16 protein-coding genes and 1 pseudogene are annotated in these 16,228 nt (G+C 71.5%); 4 read left to right on the forward strand and 13 right to left on the reverse strand.

Annotated features, from left to right (window positions below):
• Positions 1–22: 22 nt before the first annotated feature.
• On the reverse strand, positions 23–1,216 hold the full coding sequence (locus tag ACFT7S_RS08890; RefSeq protein ID WP_382728933.1) for an argininosuccinate synthase: 1,194 nt from the start codon (positions 1,214–1,216) through the stop codon (positions 23–25).
• A gap of 158 nt (positions 1,217–1,374) precedes the next feature.
• On the opposite strand from ACFT7S_RS08890, the gene ACFT7S_RS08895 reads away from it, so the two are divergent.
• The 3 genes from ACFT7S_RS08895 to ACFT7S_RS08905 all read left to right on the forward strand — a co-directional run bounded on the left by ACFT7S_RS08895 (position 1,375) and on the right by ACFT7S_RS08905 (position 3,540).
• On the forward strand, positions 1,375–2,130 hold the full coding sequence (locus tag ACFT7S_RS08895; RefSeq protein ID WP_382728935.1) for a hypothetical protein: 756 nt from the start codon (positions 1,375–1,377) through the stop codon (positions 2,128–2,130).
• 44 nt (positions 2,131–2,174) lie between these two features.
• Positions 2,175–2,774, forward strand: coding sequence for a pyridoxamine 5'-phosphate oxidase family protein (locus tag ACFT7S_RS08900; RefSeq protein ID WP_382728937.1), 600 nt, complete (start codon positions 2,175–2,177; stop codon positions 2,772–2,774).
• A 64-nt stretch (positions 2,775–2,838) separates the two neighbouring features.
• Positions 2,839–3,540, forward strand: a complete 702-nt coding sequence (locus tag ACFT7S_RS08905; protein WP_382728939.1) for a L,D-transpeptidase — start codon at positions 2,839–2,841, stop codon at positions 3,538–3,540.
• 60 nt (positions 3,541–3,600) lie between these two features.
• Here ACFT7S_RS08905 and ACFT7S_RS08910 read toward each other — a convergent pair whose 3' ends face one another.
• The 6 genes from ACFT7S_RS08910 to ACFT7S_RS08935 are packed head-to-tail and all read right to left on the reverse strand — an operon-like array spanning position 3,601 to position 9,714.
• Complete coding sequence (locus ACFT7S_RS08910) at positions 3,601–4,137, reverse strand: arginine repressor (protein ID WP_018515284.1); 537 nt, start codon at positions 4,135–4,137, stop codon at positions 3,601–3,603.
• Between the two features lie 25 nt (positions 4,138–4,162).
• Positions 4,163–5,359, reverse strand: a complete 1,197-nt coding sequence (locus ACFT7S_RS08915) for an acetylornithine transaminase (RefSeq protein WP_382728941.1) — start codon at positions 5,357–5,359, stop codon at positions 4,163–4,165.
• Entirely contained in the window at positions 5,356–6,270 is a 915-nt protein-coding gene (gene argB, locus ACFT7S_RS08920; protein WP_382728943.1) for an acetylglutamate kinase, read from the reverse strand. Before argB ends, ACFT7S_RS08915 begins: the two co-directional genes overlap by 4 nt.
• Entirely contained in the window at positions 6,267–7,421 is a 1,155-nt protein-coding gene (gene argJ / locus ACFT7S_RS08925; RefSeq protein ID WP_382728944.1) for a bifunctional glutamate N-acetyltransferase/amino-acid acetyltransferase ArgJ, read from the reverse strand. The genes argB and argJ overlap by 4 nt, the downstream gene beginning before the upstream one ends.
• A complete protein-coding gene (gene argC, locus ACFT7S_RS08930; protein WP_382728945.1) occupies positions 7,418–8,446 on the reverse strand; it encodes an N-acetyl-gamma-glutamyl-phosphate reductase in 1,029 nt (342 codons plus the stop codon). The genes argJ and argC overlap by 4 nt, the downstream gene beginning before the upstream one ends.
• A 47-nt stretch (positions 8,447–8,493) precedes the next feature.
• Complete coding sequence (locus tag ACFT7S_RS08935) at positions 8,494–9,714, reverse strand: MFS transporter (protein ID WP_382728947.1); 1,221 nt, start codon at positions 9,712–9,714, stop codon at positions 8,494–8,496.
• Between the two features lie 99 nt (positions 9,715–9,813).
• On the opposite strand from ACFT7S_RS08935, the gene ACFT7S_RS08940 reads away from it, so the two are divergent.
• Positions 9,814–10,899 carry a DUF5937 family protein gene (locus tag ACFT7S_RS08940; RefSeq protein WP_382728949.1) on the forward strand — a complete coding sequence of 362 codons (1,086 nt, stop codon included), beginning with the start codon at positions 9,814–9,816 and terminating at the stop codon, positions 10,897–10,899.
• 50 nt (positions 10,900–10,949) lie between these two features.
• On the opposite strand, the gene ACFT7S_RS08945 is transcribed toward ACFT7S_RS08940, so the two are convergent.
• The 6 genes and pseudogenes from ACFT7S_RS08945 to ACFT7S_RS08970 all read right to left on the reverse strand — a co-directional run bounded on the left by ACFT7S_RS08945 (position 10,950) and on the right by ACFT7S_RS08970 (position 16,181).
• The gene (locus ACFT7S_RS08945; protein WP_382728951.1) at positions 10,950–11,618 is read right to left on the reverse strand and encodes a response regulator; all 669 of its coding nucleotides are present in this window, start codon (positions 11,616–11,618) and stop codon (positions 10,950–10,952) included.
• Positions 11,615–12,919, reverse strand: coding sequence for a sensor histidine kinase (locus tag ACFT7S_RS08950; protein WP_382728953.1), 1,305 nt, complete (start codon positions 12,917–12,919; stop codon positions 11,615–11,617). The genes ACFT7S_RS08945 and ACFT7S_RS08950 overlap by 4 nt, the downstream gene beginning before the upstream one ends.
• A gap of 1 nt (position 12,920) precedes the next feature.
• On the reverse strand, positions 12,921–14,081 hold the full coding sequence (locus tag ACFT7S_RS08955; protein ID WP_382728954.1) for an acyltransferase: 1,161 nt from the start codon (positions 14,079–14,081) through the stop codon (positions 12,921–12,923).
• Positions 14,074–15,042, reverse strand: coding sequence for an alpha/beta hydrolase (locus tag ACFT7S_RS08960; RefSeq protein ID WP_382728956.1), 969 nt, complete (start codon positions 15,040–15,042; stop codon positions 14,074–14,076). The genes ACFT7S_RS08955 and ACFT7S_RS08960 overlap by 8 nt, the downstream gene beginning before the upstream one ends.
• Positions 15,043–15,196: 154 nt before the next feature.
• Positions 15,197–15,499: pseudogene (locus ACFT7S_RS08965) on the reverse strand (IS200/IS605 family accessory protein TnpB-related protein); the annotation flags it as partial.
• Positions 15,500–15,605: 106 nt separating this feature from the next.
• On the reverse strand, positions 15,606–16,181 hold the full coding sequence (locus tag ACFT7S_RS08970; RefSeq protein WP_382728957.1) for a histidine phosphatase family protein: 576 nt from the start codon (positions 16,179–16,181) through the stop codon (positions 15,606–15,608).
• Between the last annotated feature and the right edge of the window lie 47 nt (positions 16,182–16,228).

The raw sequence follows: 16,228 nt of genomic DNA on the forward strand, positions 1-16,228 counted from the left end.
CGCCGGAGGGGCTGAAAGTGTGTCAGGCCAGGTCGCGCCGCGCCGCGATCTTCGAGGAGAGTCCGAAGATCTCGATGAAGCCCTGCGCCTTGGACTGGTCGAACGTGTCGCCCGAGTCGTAGGTGGCGAGGTTGAAGTCGTACAGCGACTGCTCGGACTTCCGGCCGGTGACGACCGCGCGGCCTGCGTGCATGGTCATCCGGATGTCACCGGTGACATGCTGGTTGGCCTCATTGATGAAGCCGTCCAGGGCGCGCTTGAGCGGGGAGAACCACAGGCCGTCGTAGACCATCTCGCCCCAGCGCTGCTCGACCTGCCGCTTGTAGCGGGCCAGCTCGCGCTCGACCGTGACGTTCTCCAGCTCCTGGTGCGCGGTGATCAGTGCGATCGCGCCGGGGGCCTCGTACACCTCGCGGGACTTGATGCCCACGAGGCGGTCCTCGACCATGTCGATCCGGCCGATGCCCTGGGCTCCGGCCCGCTCGTTGAGCTGCTGGATCGCCTGGAGCACGGTGACGGGCTTGCCGTCGATGGCGACCGGGACGCCCTCCTTGAAGGAGATGACGACCTCGTCGGCCTCACGGGGGGTGGCCGGGTTCTGCGTGTACTCGTAGATGTCCTCGATCGGCGCGTTCCAGATGTCCTCCAGGAAGCCCGTCTCGACCGCGCGCCCGAAGACGTTCTGGTCGATGGAGTACGGGGACTTCTTGGTGGTCGCGATCGGGAGGTTCTTCTCCTCGCAGAAGGCGATCGCCTTGTCGCGGGTCATCGCGTAGTCGCGGACCGGGGCGATGCACTTCAGGTCGGGGCCGAGCGCGGAGATACCCGCCTCGAAGCGGACCTGGTCGTTGCCCTTGCCGGTGCAGCCGTGGGCGACGATGCCGGCGTTGTGCTTCTTGGCGGCGGCGACGAGGTGCTTGACGATCGTCGGCCGGGAGAGCGCCGAGACCAGCGGGTAGCGGTCCATGTAGAGGGCGTTGGCCTTGATCGCCGGGAGGCAGTACTCCTCGGCGAACTCGTCCTTGGCGTCCGCGACCTCGGCTTCGACGGCGCCGCAGGCGAGCGCGCGCTTGCGGATGACGTCCAGGTCCTCGCCGCCCTGGCCGACGTCCACGGCAACGGCGATGACCTCGGCGCCCGTCTCCTCGGCGATCCAGCCGATGGCGACGGAGGTGTCCAGGCCGCCCGAGTAGGCGAGTACGACGCGCTCGGTCACGGGTTTCTCCTTACGGTGCAATCACTGATGGGTATAACTATGCAGTCCTCCGTATGCTTTGTCAAAGCTCCAGGTCAGGACGGTCCGGAGAGCGGGGCAACCGTAAATGGCGGCGGCTCCTGATGCCCGGCCCCTCTACGATCGGCGCCTGACGAGGGGTGGGGGCGCCGGCGGCCGACGTCGAGGTGCTGATGGCGCACCCGGACCGTGCGACGCGCCGGCTCGCCCACCGGATCGCGGTCGGCCGACGGCTGCTGTCGCCCATGCGGCTGGCCGTCATCGCCACGACCGAAGGCGATGTCACCCTCCAGGCCCTGTGCGCGGACGCCCCCCTCGTCGGCCTGCGGGACGGTGCCGAGCCCGCCGTACTCGACCGGTTGCTGAACGCACGCGCGCCCCGTGTGCGGTCGGCGGGTGTCACCGCCTTGCGCGGGGCCGGGCGGCACAGTGAAGCGGAGCCCTGCCTTGCCGACCGCTCCGCCGTCGTACGGGCCTGCGCCCGCTACGTCCTGCGACAGGCCGGAGTCGACCCGCTGCCCCTCTACCGGGCCCTGTGCTCCGATCCGTCCGCGCATCCGGGGGCGGCCGCCGGGCTCGGCGAGTGCGGGGAACGGGCGGACACCGACACCCTGTGGGCGCTGACCGGACACCCGCTCTCGGCCGTACGCGTCCACGCGGTCACCGGTCTGCGTGCGCTCGACGTGGTGTCCTACGAGCGGATGTGCCCGCTGCTCGAGGACCCCGCGCCCGCCGTGGTCCGGGCCGCGACGCTCGCGCTGCTCCCGGACGCCGACCGGTTCGATGAGCCCTGGCTGCTCGCGTGTCTCGCTCCGGAGCGGCCACGCGCGGCACGGGTGGCGGCGAAGTGGCTGCTGCGTGCGCGCGCCCGGCGCGGTGGTCGTCCCGCAGGGTGAAATAGCCGTGTCCTGGCGGGAGTCGGCCGCGATAAAATTCCCGTATGGGAAAAACGTACGAGCGCATCGACGGACGACTCAGGACCTTCATAGAAGAGCAGCACATCTTCTTCACCGCGACCGCTCCTCTCGATGCGGAGGGCACGGTCAACCTCTCCCCCAAGGGCGTGAGCGGATCGTTCGCCGTGGTCGACGAACGGACCGTGGCGTATCTGGACTTCGCCGGGAGCACCGCGGAGACCATCGCCCACCTCCGCGAGAACGGCCGCATCACTCTGATGTGGTGCGCCTTCCAGGGACCGCCGAACATCGTCCGGGTGCACGGGCGCGGGGAGCCGGTGTTCCGGGACGATCCCCGCTTCGCCGGGCTGCTGAGCCACTTCCCGGCCGTGGACCCCTCGCCCCACGGACTGCGGGCGATCATCGTGGTGACGGCGGAACTGATCCGGGACACGTGCGGCTTCGCGGTGCCGTATCTCTCGTACGACGAGGACCGCTCGCTGCACGCCGACCGCTTCCGTCGCGAGGACGACGACAGTCTCGGCGCGTACTTCGAGAAGAAGCCGGACATCGCCACGAGCATCGACGGGCTGCCGGGGCTGCCGCTGCCGCTGCCTCCGATGCCCGTGCCGCCCGCCGGGTGACCCGTTGGGCCGTACGGAGCAGGCGCGGTGGGGGCCCGGCCGCCGTGGTCGTACGGTCCGGATCATGCGCAGACTTCTGGTCACCGGTTCGGTACTGCTGGCTCTGCTGGGCTCGGTCGCGGCCGGTGACCCCGGCGCGCCGCCCCTTCCGGAGCGGCTCGCCGACACCGGCGGCGGCTCCCAGCTGATCACCGCCGAGGCCCCGTCCGAGGGCTCCACCACCGGCACGGTCACCTGGTGGGAGCGGCGGCGGGGCAGCTGGACCGAGGCCGGGTCGGCGCCGGCCCGCTTCGGCGCGAAGGGCCTGACGGAGGGCAGTACGCGTACCCAGGACACGAACACCACACCCACCGGTCTGTACGACCTGCCGTACGCCTTCGGGATCGAGCAGGCCCCGGCCGGGACCGACTACCCGTACCGCCGGGTCAACGACCGTTCCTGGTGGTGCCAGGACAACGAGGCCCGCTCCTACAACCGGTGGGTGGAGCCGCGGCCTGCGGACTGCCGGGCCACGGAGGCCGAGCATCTGGTCACGTACGGCACGCAGTACGCGCACGCGCTCGTCATCGGCTTCAACTACGAGCGGCCGGTGCGGGGCCGGGGCGCCGGGATCTTTCTCCATGTCAACGGCCGTGGTGCGACCGCCGGTTGCGTCTCCGTACCGGCGGCCGCGATGAGCCGGATCCTGGCCTGGGCCGATCCGGCCCGGCGTCCTCACATCGCGATCGGGACGCGTTCGGGCCGGACGGCGATCACCCGCTACTAGGGCCTGTCCGGCGGATCAGGGCGTGACCCCGGCCGTGATCCAAACGAAAGGCCTTAGATGTCAGCGGTCGTTCTGGGCGAGGCGCAGGAGGTGGTCGGCGAGGGCCTGGCCGCCCGCCGGGTCGCGGCTGATCAGCATCAGGGTGTCGTCGCCCGCGATGGTCCCGAGGATGTCGTGAAGTTCGGCCTGGTCGATGGCCGAGGCGAGGAACTGCGCCGCGCCCGGAGGCGTACGCAGGACCACCAGGTTGGCCGAGGCCTCCGCCGAGATGAGCAGTTCGGCGGAGAGCCGGCGCATCCGCTCCTCCTTGGCGGAGCCGCCCAACGGTGCCTGCGGGGTGCGGAAACCGCCCTCGCTCGGCACCGCGTAGATCAGCTCGCCCCCGGTGTTACGGATCTTCACCGCGCCCAGCTCGTCCAGATCGCGGGAGAGCGTCGCCTGGGTGACGCTCAGCCCGTCGTCGGCGAGGAGCTTGGCCAGCTGGCTCTGCGAGCGCACCGGCTGCCGGTTCAGAATGTCCACGATCCGGCGGTGGCGGGCCGTGCGGGTCTGCGGCACGGACGGCCCGCCGTGCTCGGTTTCCTGCGCCTCGGTCATCGTCGTCGCCTCAATCTCCGGATCGTCATTCTCCGGATTGTCCGTCCCCGTATGCCGCGTCGAGAGCGCCCGGCAGGACTCGCAGGAACGCGTCCACCTCCGCGTCGCCGATGATCAGCGGCGGCATGAGCCGTACGACATCGGGGGCGGGCGCGTTGACCAGGAGTCCGGCTCCCTGGGCCGCCTGCTGCACCTTCGGTGCGAGGGGTCCGGTGAGCACGATACCCAGCAGCAGGCCGGAGCCGCGGACGTGGGAGACCAGGGGGTGACCGAGGCCCTCCACGCCGTCCCGGATCTTCTCGCCGAGACGCTTCACGTTGTCCAGGGCGCCGTCGGCCGCGAGCGTGTCCAGGACGGCGAGTCCGGCCGCGCAGGCGATCGGGTTGCCGCCGAACGTCGTGCCGTGCTGGCCGGGCTTCAGCAGCTCGGCCGCCGCGCCGAACGCGACGGTCGCGCCGATCGGCAGTCCACCGCCGAGGCCCTTGGCGAGGGTGACGAGGTCGGGCTCGACGCCCTGGTGGGCCTGGTGCTCGAACCAGTGGCCGCAGCGGCCGATGCCGGTCTGCACCTCGTCGAGCACGAGCAGGGTGCCGGTGGCCCGGGTGATCTCCCTGGCCGCTTCCAGGTAGCCCTTGGGTGGGACGACGACGCCGTTCTCGCCCTGGATCGGCTCGATGATCAGCAGTGCGGTGTCGGTGGTCACCGCGGTCCGGAGCGCTTCGACATCGCCGTACGGGACGTGCGTGACGTCGCCGGGCAGCGGGACGAACGGCTCCCGTTTCTTGGGCTGGCCGGTGAGGGCGAGCGCGCCCATGGTCCGGCCGTGGAAGCTGCCGTCGGTGGCGACCATGTGCGTACGCCCGGTCAGCCGGCCGATCTTGAACGCGGCTTCGTTGGCCTCGGCGCCGGAGTTGGAGAAGTAGACCTTGCCCGCCCGGCCGAAGAGCTGGAGCAGCCGTTCGGCCAGGGCGACGGGCGGTTCGGCGATGAAGAGGTTCGAGACGTGGCCGAGGGACGCGATCTGGGTGGAGACGGCTTCGACGACGGCGGGGTGGGCATGGCCCAGCGCGTTCACCGCGATACCGCCGACGAAGTCGAGGTATTCGGTGCCTTCGGCGTCCCAGACATGGGCGCCGGAGCCGCGGACCAGGGGGAGCTGCGGGGTGCCGTAGTTGTCCATCAGCGCGCCCTGCCAGCGCTGCGAGAGCTCCTCGTTGCTCATGACTCCCCCTGGGTATCTGTCGGTGCGTCGGGCACGACCATCGTGCCGACTCCTTCGTCGGTGAAGATCTCCAGCAGGATCGAGTGCTGGACCCGGCCGTCGATGACGCGGGCGGTCTCGACGCCGTTGCGTACGGCGTGGAGGCAGCCCTGCATCTTCGGGACCATGCCGCTGGACAGGCTCGGCAGCAGCTTCTCCAGCTCGGTGGCGGTGAGCCGGCTGATCACGTCGTCGCTGTTGGGCCAGTCCTCGTAGAGGCCCTCGACGTCGGTGAGGACCATCAGCGTCTCGGCGTTCAGCGCGGCGGCGAGTGCGGCCGCCGCGGTGTCCGCGTTGACGTTGTAGACGTGGTTGTCGTCGGCGGAACGCGCGATGGAGGAGACGACCGGAATCCGGCCGTCGTCCAGGAGGGCCTGTATGGCGCCGGTGTCGATCGCGGTGATCTCGCCGACCCTGCCGATGTCGACGAGTTCGCCGTCGATGGTGGGCCGGTGCTGGACGGCGGTGATGGTGTGGGCGTCCTCGCCGGTCATGCCGACGGCGAGCGGGCCGTGCTGGTTGAGGAGACCGACCAGCTCGCGCTGGACCTGTCCGGCCAGCACCATCCGTACGACGTCCATCGCCTCGGGCGTCGTGACCCGGAGTCCGGCCTTGAACTCGCTGACCAGGCCCTGTTTGTCGAGCTGGGCGCTGATCTGCGGGCCGCCGCCGTGCACGACGACGGGCTTGAGGCCTGCCTGGCGCAGGAAGACGACGTCCTGGGCGAAGGCCGCCTTCAGCTCCTCGTCGATCATGGCGTTGCCGCCGAACTTGATGACGACGGTCCTGCCGTTGTGCCGGGTCAGCCAGGGCAGCGCCTCGATGAGGATCTGCGCCTTCGGCAGTGCGGTGTGCTTCCGCGCCGTACTCATGAGCTGTACGCGCTGTTCTCGTGGACGTACTCCGCGGTCAGGTCGTTGGCCCAGATGACGGCCGACTCCGTGCCTTCGGAGAGGTCCGCGGTGATCTTGACCTCGCGGTACCGCATGTCGACGCGCTCGCGGTCCTCGCCCACGCCGCCGTTCTTGCAGACCCAGACATCGTTGATGGCGACGTTCAGCCGGTCCGGGTCGAAGGCGGCCTTCGTGGTGCCGATCGCGGAGAGGACGCGGCCCCAGTTGGGGTCCTCGCCGTGGATGGCGCACTTGAGGAGGTTGTTACGGGCGATGCTCCGGCCGACCTCGACGGCGTCGTCCTCGGTCGCGGCGTTGATCACCTCGATGCGGATGTCCTTGGAAGCGCCCTCGGCGTCGCCGATCAGCTGACGGGCGAGGTCGGCGCAGACAGTCCGTACGGCCTCGGCGAACTCGTCCTGCGCGGGCGTGATTCCGCTCGCCCCCGAGGCGAGCAGCAGCACGGTGTCATTGGTCGACATACAGCCGTCGGAGTCGACCCGGTCGAAGGTGGTGCGGGTGGCGTCGCGCAGTGCGGCGTCGAGTGCGGTGGTCTCGACGTCGGCGTCCGTGGTGAGGACGACCAGCATGGTGGCGAGGCCCGGGGCGAGCATGCCCGCGCCCTTGGCCATGCCGCCGACGGTCCAGCCGCCGCGGGTGGCCACGCTCGTCTTGTGCACCGTGTCGGTGGTCTTGATGGCGATGGCGGCCCTCTCGCCGCCGTGCTCGCTGAGCGCCGCCGCGGCCTGCTCGATGCCGGGCAGCAGCTTGTCCATGGGGAGCAGCTGGCCGATGAGTCCGGTCGAGGCGACCGCGATCTCGCCCGCGCTGTGGCCTTCGAGGACCTCGGCGGCCTTCTCGGCGGTGGCGTGGGTGTCCTGGAAGCCCTGGGGGCCCGTACAGGCGTTGGCGCCACCGGAGTTGAGGACGACGGCGGTCACCTCGCCGCCCTTGAGCACCTGCTCCGACCAGAGGACGGGGGCGGCCTTGACGCGGTTGGAGGTGAAGACGCCCGCGGCGGCGCGACGCGGCCCGTGGTTGACCACGAGGGCCAGGTCCGGCTGACCGCTCTCCTTGATTCCGGCGGCGATACCGGCCGCCGAGAATCCCTGTGCTGCCGTGACGCTCACGGTGCGACTCCGATCGTGGAAAGACCTGTGTCCTCGGGGAGCCCGAGGGCGATGTTCATGCTCTGCAGGGCGCCGCCCGCGGTGCCCTTGGCAAGGTTGTCGATGGCGCTGATCACGATGATCCGGCCCGCGGCCTCGTCGTGGGCGACCTGGACCTGTACGGCGTTGGAACCGTAGACGGACGCTGTGGCGGGCCACTGGCCCTCGGGGAGCAGATCGACGAACGGCTCGTCCGCGAAGGCCTTCTCGTACGCCGTACGCAGCGTCTCGGCGGTCACGCCCGGCTTCGCCTTCGCGCTGCACGTGGCGAGGATGCCGCGGGGCATGGGGGCGAGGGTCGGCGTGAAGGAGACGGTCACCGGCTCACCAGCGGCGGCGCTGAGGTTCTGGATCATCTCGGGCGTGTGCCGGTGCACTCCACCGACGCCGTACGGCGACATGTTGCCCATCACCTCGGACCCGAGGAGGTTGGGCTTGAGCGCCTTGCCCGCCCCGGACGTACCGGAAGCGGCGACGATCACGGCCTCGGGCTCGGCAAGTCCGGCCGCGTACGCGGGGAAGAGCGCGAGGGAGACGGCGGTCGGGTAGCAGCCGGGCACCGCGATGCGCTTGGACCCCGCCAGCGCGGCCCGGCCGCCGGGCAGCTCGGGCAGCCCGTAGGGCCAGGTGCCGGCGTGCGGCGAACCGTAGAACTTCTCCCAGTCGGCGCCGTCCTTCAGCCGGAAGTCGGCGCCCATGTCGACGACGAGCACCTCGTCCCCCAGTTGCTCGGCGACGGCCGCGGACTGGCCGTGCGGCAGGGCGAGGAAGACGACGTCGTGCCCGGCGAGGACCTCGGCGGTGGTCGGCTGGAGCACCCGGCCGGCGAGCGGCCGCAGATGCGGCTGGAGGGGCCCGAGCTGCTGCCCCGCGTTGGAATGCGCGGTGAGGGCCCCGATCTCGACCTGGGGGTGGACCAGCAGGAGACGGAGCAGCTCCCCACCGGCATATCCGCTCGCCCCTGCTACCGCTGCGCGTACCACCATCGAAAATCCTCCTCATTGATGGCATGACTATACGCAGCGCTGCACTTTTATGCAAAGGTATGCGGCCGCGTTCCTTGATCCTTCTCGGTGGCAACGGCAGAGGCGGAGAGGAGCGTCGCAGCGGCGAGGCCGCCCCAGAGGGCGGACGGGCCGTGGGGTGCGAGAGTGGTGATGACCGCCGGGGAGACGGCGAGGCCGAAGCCCGTGGAGAGCTCGAAGCGGGACAGGGCACGTCCCAGGACATGGGCCGGGGCGAGGGCGGTGACGAGCGCGGTGGCGCTGCCGGCATAGATGATCTCGCCGATGGTGCAGACCACGGACACAGTGGCGACGGCCGGGGCACCCCAGCCGTGTCCCAGCGAGGTGGCCGCGAGGAAGCCGAGGTAGGACGCGGTGAGTACCACGCCGGCGAGAGCCAGCACGGTCCGCCGGGAGAAGCGGGACATCAGGACGGTGACCGGAACCTGCAGGGTGACCACCAGCACCGTGTTGGCCACGAAGATGGCTGCCGACCACACCGGGGATGCGTGCAACTGGGTCACCAGGACCAGAGGGAGCGCGATTTCGGGGACGTTGAGGCAGAAGGCATAGACCACGTTGGCGGCCAGCAGCGTGCGCATCCGGGGCGCGGGCCCTTCGTCCCTGTCCTTGGCCGGGGCAGCGGCCGGATGCGCGCGCAGGTGGACCGACCATGCCAAGGCCGCCGCAGCGAGATAGGCGAGCCCGGTGACTGCTGCCAGCGCCTGCAATGCGGCGGTGCCGCCCGCCAGGCATGCCGTGGCGACGAGCGCGCCCGCGCCCAGGCCGGCGTTCCGCAGGGCGCGGCCTGCCGCGAGAGCGACGTCGCGTTCCCGGCCGTGCGCGACCGTGGCCACGAGAGCTGCGTGGGCGGCCGGCCATGCCTGGTTGCCGATGCCGAGGAAGAGCGCCGCCGTCGCGAACAGCCAGACGTGCCCCGCCGGGGTGGCCAGCAGGAGCGCCACGCCCAGCGCCCGCACCAGCATCGACGCTGCCACGACCGTGCTGCGTGCGCCCCGGTCCAGCCATCGGCCCACCGCGGGCATGCACACCAGACCCACGACGATGCCGACCGTCATGGCGATGCCGGTGTCCGGCGCGGACAGCCTCAGCACCGTCACCCCGTAGAGCAGCAGAAAGGGCCGCAGCAGGCCGGTGCCGAGCGCGTCCACGACCAGGGCGACGGCATAGCGGGGGCCTCCGGAAGCACGGACGAGGGCGCGGGGCCGGAATTTGGTGATGGTTGCCATGGCGTAGACGGTGCGTTCGGCCGCCGGGCCGGCCACGTCGGTTGACGGACACCGTCAATCGACGCCGTCGCCGGCCATCCGGTCAGTGATGATGAGGGGGTGACGTTGAGGATCGACATCAGCGGCCTGCCGTCCGAGCGGCTGCGGTTCGCCGCCTCCCCGCTGGCCGAGCTGACCGCGATGCTGCACGTGCTGGCCGAACCCGGGCATCATCCGCAGCTCGCCGGCTGGGCCGGCGACGTCTGGGCCGGGCTGCGGCCGGAGCTGGCCGAGCGGTTGCGGGAGGCGGGGTTCCTCTGGCGGTCCTCACAAGCCGACTTCCTGCTCCCCGCCCGGCCTCGGCCGACCCTCGCCGAGGAGTTGGACGACGTGGACCGGATCGACGACGAAACGTATGTGACCGCCGCGCTCGTCACCACGTGCGGCAGCAACCGGATCCACTTCGCCGCGCCGTCGCCGCTCACCGACGCGACTGCGCGCGAGCGGGCCCTGGACCTGGCCCAGGCCCGCGGCGCGCGGCAAGAGGCCTTCGCGGAACGGCTGCTCGCGGATCCGGCCGCTGTGCGGGCGCGGGTGCGCCAGACCCTCGAACAGTGCGCCGAGGCCTTCTTCGACGCCGCCTGGGCGGGCGTCGCCGTGCAACTCGCCACCGACCTGCGCCTGAAGAACGATCTACTGAAGCGCCAGGGCATCGGGTCGGCACTCGCGTCGGTCTCCGGCGCAGTCACCCTGGCACCGGACGGCGACTGCATCATCGTCGACAAGCTGCAGGACAAGGCGACCGCCGCCCACGGCACCGGGGTCACCTTCATCCCCAGCGTCTTCGGCCGCCCGCACCTGGTGGTGGTCCACGCGCCCGGGTGGCAGCCGGTGGTGCAGTACCCCGTGGCCGAGCCGAGTCCATCGGAGCCGGTATCGCTGGAAGCGGTCACCCTACGGCTGGAGGCACTCTCACATCCGGTACGGCTGCGGCTGCTGCGCACCCTGGCCCGCGGCCCGCACACCACCGGTGAGCTGGCCCACGCCTGGGAACTTTCACCCCCGGAGGTTTCCCGCCACCTCGCTGTCCTGCGCCGCGCGGGCCTGCTTACGGCCCGGCGGCACGGTCGTTACGTCCGTTACACCCTCAATCTGCCCGATCTGACGGCGCTGGGCGCCGACCTGCTGGCGGCCGTACTTCGCTGAGTAGATCGACGGGGTCGTCGCCGTGGCCCTGACCCTGTACGCGCTGCTCGTCAGTATCCGGTCGGGCGCACCAGTCCGGTCTCGTACGCGTGGACGGCGGCCTGGGTGCGGTCGCGCAGAGACAGTTTGACGAAGATGCGGCTCACATGGGTCTTCACCGTCTGTTCGGCGACCACCAGGCGTACCGCGATCTCCGCGTTCGACAGTCCGTGCGCGATCAGGGACAGCACCTCCGTCTCGCGCTGTGTCAGGTCCCCGAGGCGGTCCTTGAGGGGCGCGCGGGGGACGTCGGCCAGCCGGGAGAACTCGGCGATCAGCCGCTTGGTGACGTTCGGGGCGAGCAGTGCCTCCCCGGCCGCCACGACCCGTACCGCGTGGGCCAGTTCGGCGGCCGAGGCGTCCTTCAGGAGGAAGCCGGACGCGCCCGCGCGCAGTGCCTCGTACACGTACTCGTCGAGGTCGAAGGTGGTGAGGACGAGGACCTTGACGGTGGCGTCGGGCGGCGCCGTGACGCGGCGGGTCGCCTCGATGCCGCCGAGTCCGGGCATCCGGATGTCCATCAGGACGACATCGGGGGCCAGTTCGGCCACCTTGGCGACCGCGTCGAGGCCGTCCACGGCCTGGCCGACGACCTCGATGCCGGGCTCGGCGCCGAGCAGCACGGTGAAGCCCTGGCGGACCATCATCTGGTCGTCGGCGATCAGCACGCGGATGGTCATACGGGGTCCTCCAGGGGAAGCGTGGCCACGACTTCGTAACCGCCCTCGGCGGTGGGCCCGTTGGCGAAGTCACCGCCCAGCATGACGGTACGCTCCCGCATGCCGAGCAGTCCGTGGCCGACCCCCCGCGAGGGGGCGGCCGCGCGGTCGGGCGCAGTGTTGGTGACGCGGACGGTGACCGCCGCCGAGTGGTAGCCGGTCTCCACCCGGACGCGCGCTCCGGGCGCGTGGCGCATCACGTTGCTCAGCGCCTCCTGGACGATGCGGAACGCCGACAGTTCGACGCCCGGGGAGAGCGGCCGCCGCTCCCCCGTCGACTCGCTGACGACCGTGATGCCGGCGCCCCGTACCGTGCCGACCAGTTCGTCCAGCCGGTCGAGCGTGGGCTGCGGTGCGTGCCGCACCCCTTCGGAGAGGGTGTCCTCCGTGCGCAGCACGCCCAGTACCCGGCGCAGTTCGGTGAGCGCGTCGACGGCGTTCTCCCGGATGGAGGCGAGGTTCTCCCGCAGTGCGTCGGAGGGGTCCTCGGCCAGGTGCGGGGCGACCTGCGCCTGGATGGAGATCACGGTCATGTGATGGGCAACCACGTCGTGCAGTTCGCGGGCGATGCGGTTGCGCTCCTCCAGTACGGTGCGCCGGGACCGTTCCTCGGCGGTCAGTTCCGCCTGTACGACGAGCTGGCCGCGGGCCACCCGGATGCCGCGCAGCGCGGCGCCGAGCACGGTCGCGACGAGGAAGAAGGGGACGGCCCGCTCGACGACGTAGTTGTGCGCATGGGTGGCGAGGGCGGTGCAGATCACCCCGGCAAGCAAGGTGATCACCAGTGCCCGCACCGCGCTCCAGGGGCGGACCCGCAACGCCACCAGGAACAGCACCGCGCTCTGCAGGGCGATCCCGGAAATGCTCCAGGGGTACAGCATGTCCCGGTTGATCAGGGGTTCCGAAACGAGGGCGACAACGACCATGAGTGTCGTCGATGCCCACCAGGCCGGCATGGGTCGGGACATCGCGGCGAGGAGTGCCGCCGCCTGGAGTGTGGGTAGCAGCAGGGCGTACCAGGTGATGCCCTGGCCGTCCCGGCCGAACGTGGTGCCCACCTGAATCACGCCGAGCGTCACCGTGAACACCACCAGCACCATCCAGAACACCGGCCGCCAGACCGGCCAGCCCGGTTCCCCCATACGCGGCAGCGGATCGGCGGCACCCGTCCACATGTCCTCGCGCAGGGTGCGCGGCAGCTTCCGCACCGCGGTCACCAGCCGCTTCCCGCTTCCCGCCCCCGTCAGCTTCACGTGATCCACCCTAGGCACTGTGCACCTTCGCCGTCCGGTCGGGGCGAGCCTCGCGCACCACCGTGGAGCGGCCGGGCCGCCCCTGTTCGTACGTACGGAATGCCGCCCAGCACACCAGCAGGGCCACCGCGAACACCGGCAGCCAGGTCAGTCTGGCGAGCACCCAGGCCGCACCGTCCGGGACGGTGTGCAGTCCCGGCAGCGGCTCGCCCGCGAGCAGGCCGGTCGCGGTGACCGTCATCAGGGCGGTCTGGTGCCAGAGGAAGAGGGTCATCGCGGAGAGGTTGGCCAGGGCCACCGCCGCCCACACGGCGGGCCGCGCGAGCACCCGCCGCAGCGGGCCGAGCAGCAGCAGGGCCGCGCCGCACTGGGAGAGCCCGAAGGTCACCACGGCGAGGGTGGGCGGGTCGAGGTTGGAGACGGCGGCGCCGGGCACGCCGACCATGGACGCCGGGTAGCCGGCGAACAGGACGAGGAGCAGGGTGGCAGCGGCTCCCCCGGTCAGCAGGACCCATCCGGTCGTTCGGCCCCGCAGGCCGCCCCGGGCCCAGGCGGCGCCCAGGCAGTACGGGACCAGCCAGCCGGCCGCCACATTGATCCAGCCGAGCGCGGCAGGCGCGTCCGTACCGAATCTCAGCAGGTCGACGTGGAGCACGACCACGAGCGGCCACAGCGGGTGGACCCGCGCCACCAGCGGGGTGGCGGCGGTGAGCACCGCGAAGACCAGCAGGAACCAGAGCGGCGAGAGGACCAGCTTGCAGAGCGTGTACAGGGTTCCGTGGCCGACGCCCGCCGCCGCCATCACGCCCACCGCCACCGCCCAGACGGCCAGCAGAGCGGCGACCGGCCGGAACAGCCGGGCCAGCCGGGCGCCGAGCCAGCGCCGGTAGGACGTACCCCGGTCGCGGGCGGATGCGTACCCTTGCGCGCCCATGCGTCCGCCGACCAGGAAGAACACGGCAAGGGTCTGGAACGCCCAGGAGACAGGCGCCAGTTGGGGCATGTACAGGAGGGGGCTCGCGGCGCGCACCGTGCCACTGTCGGCGACCAGGGCGGTCACCAGCCAGTGCCCCATGATCACTCCGAGGATGGCGAGGGCCCGAAGGGCGTCGACGGCGCGGTCGCGGCCGGGCGGGGTGGCGGCTTCGATGGTCCGCACGAGGTCACGCATGGCGGCGCTCCGCGCTCACGGCGTGCCCGTTCACGATCCGGGCCATGTTCCGCAGCGGTACGGAGCCGGGGCGGAGGTAATCGCTGTGGCCGTCGGGGCCCGCGTCGAACACCCGGGCTCCGAAGGCGGGCGACACGGGGTCGGCGCCGAAGCCGAGGGTCGCGAAGCCGAGCTGGAGCCGCCCGTGCGGGACTTCGGCGATCCAGTCGTCGGCGCTGCGGCCCGCCCAGACGGTGGCCGTGGTGTGCAGGCTCTCCACGTTCTCGGCGCCGGTTCCGGGGCTTCCGTACAGCACGATGTCCGCGACGGGGAGGTCCGCGGCGGCCCGGGCGCAGACGACCGAACCGTAGGAGTGGCAGAGCAGCGTGATCCGGGAGCCGGCTGTGGACGCACTTAACTCCCGTACGAAGTCGGCTAGTCGTGGGGCCGCCGCGGCCGCGCTCCCGTCCGTCAGGAGCTGGCGGCTCACCGTGCCCGGGGTCTTGTAGCCGAGCCAGGCGATGACCGCCGCCCCCTCGCCCAGTTCGCGCCGCAGCGCCTTGGCGCCGGTGCCGAGGCGTCCGTACGAGTCGAGGCTGGTGTCCGAACCGGGCACGAGCACGGCGATGCGTCCGGCGTGTGCGAGGTCGCCGAAGACCTCGGTGGTTCGGCCGCCGTCGCGGCCGTCGAAGGAGAGGAACCGGCGGTCGGGGGCAGCCATGGTGCGCAGGACCGCCGCCCGTCGCCGGTCGCCGTGGCCTGCGGCCGTCCGCTCGGCCGCCCGGATACCCGCACGGCCGGCGGCGTACCGCTCGTCGAGGGCGGCCGGGGTCGCGGACCCGAGCGGGCCGAGGTCGGCCGGGGCGGGCGCGGGGACGGCCGCGGGCCCGGCCGCACCCGACACCGGCACCGCCACCGAGGCGGCGACGAGGGCGGCGAGGAGGGTGCGGCGCAGACGGCTGGTGCGCGGGCGGGTCGCCATGGAGGGTGGTCCTTCCGTACCGGATGCGGTGTGTGCTTCCGGTACGGAAGGTATGGATCAGCCCTTGTAGTCGGCGTCCCGCTGGAGGGTGGACCTGCCGGGTAGCTCTCAGGTACTACGGGTAGGGGGTGGGCCCGCCGGGTTCGCGTCCCAACTCGCTCTTCGACCGGTAGCCGCCCGCAGCCCGCTTCGTTCCGCGTTCCCCGATCGGAAGGGACAGACGGTGCCGCAGCGTCTCGATCCCGGCTTCCAGCTGCTGGATGTGCGCGGCCTGACAGCGGCGGGCGAGCGCCCACTGATCATGCGTGGATTTGGTGATCGCACCCGCGAACCGCGACGACGAATGCGCGGTCAGCACCCGCTTGCGCGACGCCCAGGTTTCCGCACTGCGCTCCAGACCATCCGCACAACGAGCCTTCAGATCGCGGGAAGCGAGCGCACCCTGGTGCGCGCCGACCCGCGCGGCACGTCGGGCTCCTCGGTTCGCGCACAGCCGGGTGGCTTCGGTGAGCCGCAACATACCGACTGCTGGGACCGGCCGGAAGAGGCGTGCGTACTTCCGCTCAGCGGGACGCCGCTTCCAGGCTCAGGCTCCAGCGGCGTGGCCCTCCGGTGAGCGTGACCGTGGACAGCGGACGGACGTCCACGTTCCAGTACGTGGCGGGCGGGGCCTTGAGCGCGTAGACGAGGGCGGCCCGCACGACCGAGGGTTCGGCGACCGCGACGATGAATCCGTCGCAGGCGGGCCGGGTGTCGAGCCAGCTCCCTATCCGCGAGATGAAGGCCATCAGGGGCTCGCCGCCGTGCGGGGCGGAGCGCGGATCGGAGAGCCAGGCGTCCACCGCGGCCGGTTCGCGGGCGGTGACCTCGGCGAGGGTCCAGCCCCGCCAGCGGCCCATGTCGCAGTCGCGCAGCGCGGGCTGTGCCATCGGCGCGAAGCCGAGCGCTTCACCGGTGGCACGGCTGCGCGGGGTCGGCGAGCAGTAGCGCAGTTCGGCGGCGCCGAGCGGCAGGAGGTTGTGCGCGGTGAGCTGGATCTCGTGCCAGCCGGCGTGGTCGAGCTGCCGGTCGTCGTCGAAGCGCTCGGCAAGCAGGGCGGAGCTGCGCGCCGCAGCGACCAGGGAGACTCGAACACTCATGGCCGCGATCGTGGAGCCGAACGCCACGCCGGTCAAGGGGACGGATC

The sequence above is a fragment of the Streptomyces sp. NPDC057136 genome (assembly GCF_042670885.1).
Classification (GTDB): domain Bacteria; phylum Actinomycetota; class Actinomycetes; order Streptomycetales; family Streptomycetaceae; genus Streptomyces.